The organism is Rhodothermales bacterium, from assembly GCA_013002345.1.
Taxonomy (GTDB): domain Bacteria; phylum Bacteroidota; class Rhodothermia; order Rhodothermales; family JABDKH01; genus JABDKH01.
Genome location: JABDKH010000104.1, coordinates 1 through 5466 on the forward strand (window position 1 = coordinate 1; position 5466 = coordinate 5466).

Annotated in this window: 6 protein-coding genes and 1 tRNA gene; 5 read left to right on the forward strand and 2 right to left on the reverse strand. The window is 59.4% G+C overall.

Translation table 11 applies throughout. From position 1 onward, the window contains the following. Positions 1 to 128, forward strand: a 128-nt coding sequence (locus HKN37_05385; protein NNE46077.1) for an ATP-dependent Clp protease proteolytic subunit, incomplete at its 5' end; no start/stop codon positions are given. Positions 129 to 285: 157 nt separating this feature from the next. Here HKN37_05385 and HKN37_05390 read toward each other — a convergent pair. Together HKN37_05390 and HKN37_05395 are read right to left on the reverse strand one after the other, a co-directional pair. Continuing rightward, a tRNA-Glu gene (locus HKN37_05390) sits at positions 286 to 361 on the reverse strand. 46 nt (positions 362 to 407) lie between these two features. Then, positions 408 to 854 carry a GNAT family N-acetyltransferase gene (locus HKN37_05395; GenBank protein NNE46078.1) on the reverse strand — a complete coding sequence of 149 codons (447 nt, stop codon included), beginning with the start codon at positions 852 to 854 and terminating at the stop codon, positions 408 to 410. Positions 855 to 991: 137 nt separating this feature from the next. Here HKN37_05395 and HKN37_05400 point away from each other — a divergent pair, with 137 nt between their 5' ends. The 4 genes from HKN37_05400 to HKN37_05415 all read left to right on the forward strand — a co-directional run. Next, complete coding sequence (locus HKN37_05400; protein ID NNE46079.1) at positions 992 to 3469, forward strand: TonB-dependent receptor; 2478 nt, start codon at positions 992 to 994, stop codon at positions 3467 to 3469. Positions 3470 to 3543: 74 nt separating this feature from the next. Continuing rightward, positions 3544 to 4701, forward strand: a complete 1158-nt coding sequence (locus HKN37_05405) for a cysteine desulfurase (GenBank protein NNE46080.1) — start codon at positions 3544 to 3546, stop codon at positions 4699 to 4701. A gap of 10 nt (positions 4702 to 4711) precedes the next feature. Further along, positions 4712 to 5287 carry a DUF2480 family protein gene (locus HKN37_05410; protein NNE46081.1) on the forward strand — a complete coding sequence of 192 codons (576 nt, stop codon included), beginning with the start codon at positions 4712 to 4714 and terminating at the stop codon, positions 5285 to 5287. Positions 5288 to 5350: 63 nt separating this feature from the next. Then, a partial coding sequence (locus tag HKN37_05415) for an SDR family NAD(P)-dependent oxidoreductase (protein ID NNE46082.1) occupies positions 5351 to 5466 on the forward strand: 116 nt, incomplete at its 3' end.

Sequence of the window (5466 nt, forward strand, 5' to 3'; positions counted from 1 at the left end):
GTCGCACGATCGAAGACGTCGAGCGCGATTCGGATCGGGACTACTGGATGAGTTCGGAAGAGGCAAAGAGCTACGGCCTGATCGACAATGTGCTTGTAAAGGCGGCACTTCCGAAGAAGGAGGAATAGTCGCGTCGGCGAATGTGTGAAAAAGGGCGTCCCGGAGGGCGCCCTTTTCTTTTGCGGGTAACCCAGACAGGGATTTGCCAGAGGTGCCGACATTGGACGGTCGCAGCGGTGGGTGGAAAAGGAAACGCCCGGCCGGGAAGATCCCGGTCGGGCGTCATGGTACCGCGTACGGGATTTGAACCCGTGTTACCGCCGTGAGAGGGCGGCGTCCTGGACCCCTAGACGAACGCGGCGAGGCCAGTGCGTATCAATGACTTGGGCTTCCGGTAGGTTCCTCGTTCATGTATCCGACCGCGGCACAAATACCATCTTCACATGTGGTATTCCCGCTTCCATGAAAGTTTCACCTTCCGTGACAAAGCCGAAATCCCGGTAAAGGTCCTCCAGATAGGCCTGCGCGTGGACCACCTGCTCTTCAAATCCGGCGCGCCGAGCGTCTTCCATGGTCTGCCGAATCAACTCCCGGCCGTAGGCTTGACCCCTGTACGGAGGCAGGATCGCGAATCGTTCCAGCTTAGCCACCACCCGCTCGTTGTGGGATGAGGTTCGCCAGCGCGCCACCCCGATCGCCTCGGAGTCCAGCCACGCCAGAAGGTGCCGGCTTACCTCGTCATATTCGTCCCACTCCTCCTCCGGCGGGCACTCCTGCTCGATAATGAAGACCGTGGTCCGAATCTGCCGTGCGATCTCCCATTCGTGGTCGGATTGCACGGGCCGAACGATCAGCCTTGATGTGGAAGTACGATTCACTGTGCAAGTCGGTGTTTGTTGAAACGTAACGAAGTCGAGGCAAATCAGTAGACGCCAGCCTCAACTTTATGTAGATTCAGTCTAAATAAGAATGACAAAAGGCTTCTCAGGACGTGAATACCCGCATTGCGTTCGCATCTGTCGGCTTCGCAGCCGCCCTTTTCACATTGCTTCACGCCCATCCCTGTCGGGCCCAGACGGGCACGATCGAGGGTAGTGTGATCGATGCCGCCGCCCACGAACCGCTGGCAAACGCTAATGTTACCGTAGTCGGGACACAGGCGGGCGCGTCGTCCGCGATCAACGGCCGATACCGCATTCTCGAAGTACCTGCGGGAGATTACGCGGTTGGCGCGTCGATGCTTGGATACCGCGATGCGCAGCTTACGGTAACAGTCCACGAAGGGCAGGTCGTGCGTCTCGATTTTCTGCTCGATTCGCACTGGCTCGAGATTCCCGAGATCGTTGTGGAGCGGGTGATGCTCACCGGCGGATTGAAAGGAATTGAGTCACTTCCAGGGTCGGCGCACTTCATCTCGCCCATGGAGCTGGAGCGCTTCGACTATGGCGATGTCGGCCGCGTGCTTCGTCGAATTCCCGGAGTCAATATCCAGGAAGAAGATGGTTACGGTCTTCGCCCCAACATAGGGCTTCGAGGTTCAGGCTCGGAGCGCAGCTCGAAGATCACCGTCATGGAAGACGGCATCCTGATCGCTCCCGCACCTTACGCTGCACCGGCTGCATACTACTTTCCGACCGTCGGCCGAATGCAGGCGGTCGAAGTTCGGAAGGGCTCGAGCCAGATTAAGTACGGGCCGTACACGACGGGAGGAGCGCTGAACTTGATTTCAACCCAGATCCCGTCTCAACTCTCAGGTCGTTTCGACCTTCTGGCAGGTGGGGACGATAGCCACGTCGTGCGAGCGAACATCGGCACATCGTTCAAGCACGCAGGCTTTCTCCTCGAGACGTACCAGAGTGGCACTGACGGCTTCAAGCAGATCGACGGCGGTGGCACTAGCGGATTTGAGAAGCGCGACTACCTCGGGAAGATCCGTCTATCGACAGATTCAAAAGCCCGTGTCTATCAGGAGGTCACGCTCAAACTGGGGCGGGCCACTGAGTCGTCGGACGAGACGTATCTCGGACTGACGGACGCCGATTTCGCAGTAACGCCGAGTCGTCGATACGCGGCCTCGCAAGCGGATCGGATGTCAACGGAACAGTCACAGGTGGTTGCACGACACGTTATCAGAGCCTCTGCCGCCGTTGATGTGACGACCACACTGTATCGAACGGATTTCTCACGCAACTGGTACAAACTGGATGCGGTCAGATCAGTCGACGGCGCGGCCGCGGTACGCATCGGCCAGGTCCTGGCGAAACCATCTGACTACATCGACGAACTCGACATACTCCTCGGCTCGACCAGCGAAAACGACGACGCCCTCTTGGTCAAGGCAAACAATCGATCCTACTACGCGCGCGGCGTGCAATCGGTCGTCGGCGTTGGCCTCTCGACGCGTCAAACCCGACATGAGTTTGAGCTGGGGATCAGGGTTCATGAGGACGAAATCGATCGATTCCAGTGGAACGATCAATACCGGATGGCCGACGGGATTATGGTGCGGACCTTCGAAGGCATTCCCGGAAGTGAGAGCAACAGGGTTGAGCGGGCGCGCGCGACATCAGGATTTCTACAGTATCGCCTGGTCTACGGCCGACTGACGTTTGTCCCCGGGGTCCGCTACGAGCACGTGTCGCTCCGACGACTTGACTACGGACGCGATGACGTGATGCGCACGGGGGTTGATCTTTCCAGGCGCACGAATTCAGTTGACTCTTGGATTCCGGGCGTCGGTCTGGACGTGGATATCGCTGCCGGCCTTCACGCTTTTGCGGGGGTGCACCGTGGATTTGCGCCGCCGGATTCCAGAGACGGCACTCGACCTGAATCAAGTCTGAACTATGAGCTCGGCGGACGACTCCTGAACGGCATGCTGCAGGCCGAGGCGGTCCTGTTCTACACGGACTACAGTAACCTCCTCGGGGCTGATCTCGCGGCCAGCGGCGGTGAGGGAACGACCAATCAGTTTAACGGCGGAGCCGTCGACGTTCATGGATTGGAATTATCGGCGGCCTACGATCTCGGCATGTTATCGCGTCGCGGTTATTCCTTCCCGCTTCGTGCCCACTATACATTTACGTCAGCGCAATTCAAGAACAGCTTCGAAAGCGATTTCGAGCCCTGGGCCACCGTACGTGAGGGCGATGATCTGCCCTACGTGCCTCGCCACCAGTTCGGCGCGTCGTTCGGCCTGGAGACTCGTCGATTCAGTATCGATCTCTCGGGGGAGTACACCGGCAAGATGAGGACAAATGCGTCGCAGGGGGACTATGTGGACGAGCAGTCGACGGATGCTCACCTGACGATGGATTTCGCTGCGAGCTATCGTGTCAGCCGCCGCGTTCGGATTGTGGGACGTGTGCTCAATCTGACGGATGTCGAGTATGTTGCAGCACGACGGCCGGCCGGCATACGTCCGGGTCTGCCTCGCCGCCTCGTGATCGGCATCAAAACCATCCTCTAGTCGGCAGCACTGCCCCGCGGAACGAGCGGATATCCGCGCAGTAGCAACGGTAGGTTTTCCGGGACTCGAAAACTATGGATCTGATCTACCTCGACTATAACGCCACTACGCCGGTTGACCCCGCGGTCGTCGCTCGTATGACGCCCTTCTTTGATCGGCACTACGGAAACCCGTCAAGCAAGGGGCACGCATACGGGTGGGCGGCAGCTGAGGCCGTCGAGGTCGCCCGGGAGGAGCTTGCGGAACTGATCGGTGCCGATCCCGAGCGTATCACGTTTACGTCGGGTTCCACAGAATCGCTCAACACCGTGATTAAGGGGGTTGTCGATCCGTCGTCCCGGGGTAAGAGGCACATCGTCACGACCATCGCCGAGCACAGCGCCGTCGTCGAATCATGTCGTTCGCTGGAACGGGATGGAGTCCGCGTAACCTATCTACCTGTCGACGCCAATGGGCTCGTCAGCCGTGAGGATATCGAGAACGCGATGTCGGAGGACACGGTACTCGTTGCGGTGATGTGGGCGAACAACGAGATCGGCTCAATTCATCCGATTGAAGAGATTGCGAGGGCCGTACGCGAACGAGATATCCTCTTTCTCACGGACGCGACCCAGGCGGTCGGGAAGGTCCCCGTCTCGGTAGATAGCGTGGACCTTTTGACGTGCAGCGCTCACAAGTTCTACGGTCCCAAAGGCGTGGGTGCACTGTGGACCCGGCCGGGCGTACGAGTGCGACCGCTGCTTCATGGCGGCAGTCAGGAGGACGGCCTTCGCTCCGGAACGCTCAACGTACCGGGTATCGTCGGGATCGGCGCGGCAGCGTCCGTCGCCAGAAACAGGCTTGAGGTCGACGCCGCGAGACACCGGATCCAGCGCGACCGGCTGGAGAATGAACTACAATCAGCCATTGAAGGCCTGCGTGTTAATGCGTCAGGCGAAGACCGACTTCCACAGACATCAAGTCTGACATTCCCGGGAGTCCGTGCAGCCAACCTGCTCACAGAACTCCGTGGGCTCGCGTTGTCCGCGGGCAGTGCGTGCGCAAGTGGATCCGGAAAGCCGAGTCGGGTCTTGAAGGCGATCGGTCTCTCGGACTCCGATGCCCTCGCTACTATTCGCTTCAGTCTCGGCCGGTTCACAACCGACGAGCAGCTCGATACGGCGATCACAATGGTCGTAGAAGCCTACCGGAAGGTGCAGGCGGCCGCTCCTTCGCCCGTTGCGCAACAATGACCCGACTGATATGGAACCCATTGTGAACAAGGTGGCCGACAGCGAGATCGAGGTGCTGAACCTCGAAGAGCTGTGGGATGGCCGGCCTGTACGTGAGTTGGACATCTCCGAGTTTCTGATTGAGGGGCTGGTGTTACGCGAAAAGGCCTTCCGCGCATTGGTTAAGGAGTACGATTGGAAGTCCTTTGAGGGCGCCCATGTGGCTATCGGTTGCACCACCGACGCGATCGTTCCTACGTGGGCATACATGTTGATTGCGTCGCGCCTGGAAGGCATGGCCGCGAGCACGGCCGTGGGGAAACGAATCGATCTCATTCGTGATCAGTTTACCCGGACACTCGACTCGCTCGACTGGAGCAGGTATCAGGATGCCATCGTTGTCGTAAAAGGCTGCGGAAGCGAAACGGTGCCGGAGAATGCCTATCTGCTGGCGGCGCGCGAGCTCAAACAGGTCGCCCGAAAGGTCATGTACGGCGAACCATGTTCCTCCGTACCCATCTGGCGGCGACCGGCAGATTCATTTTCGAAAGCCGAAGGCGCCGTCGCAGGGTCGGTGGCGGCCAAACTGCCGTCCAAATCCAGGTAGATATTCGGCGCCTCAGCGGTCTTCGACAGTGCGTGTCCTCCACGCCATGAACCGGACCTTGGAATGCACATAGATCTGAACGGCAAGAGCGCCCTGGTCACAGGCGCATCGAGAGGCATTGGCGCGGCCATCGCGCTTCGACTGGGCGAGGCCGGTGCACGCGTCGGGCTTCACTATCG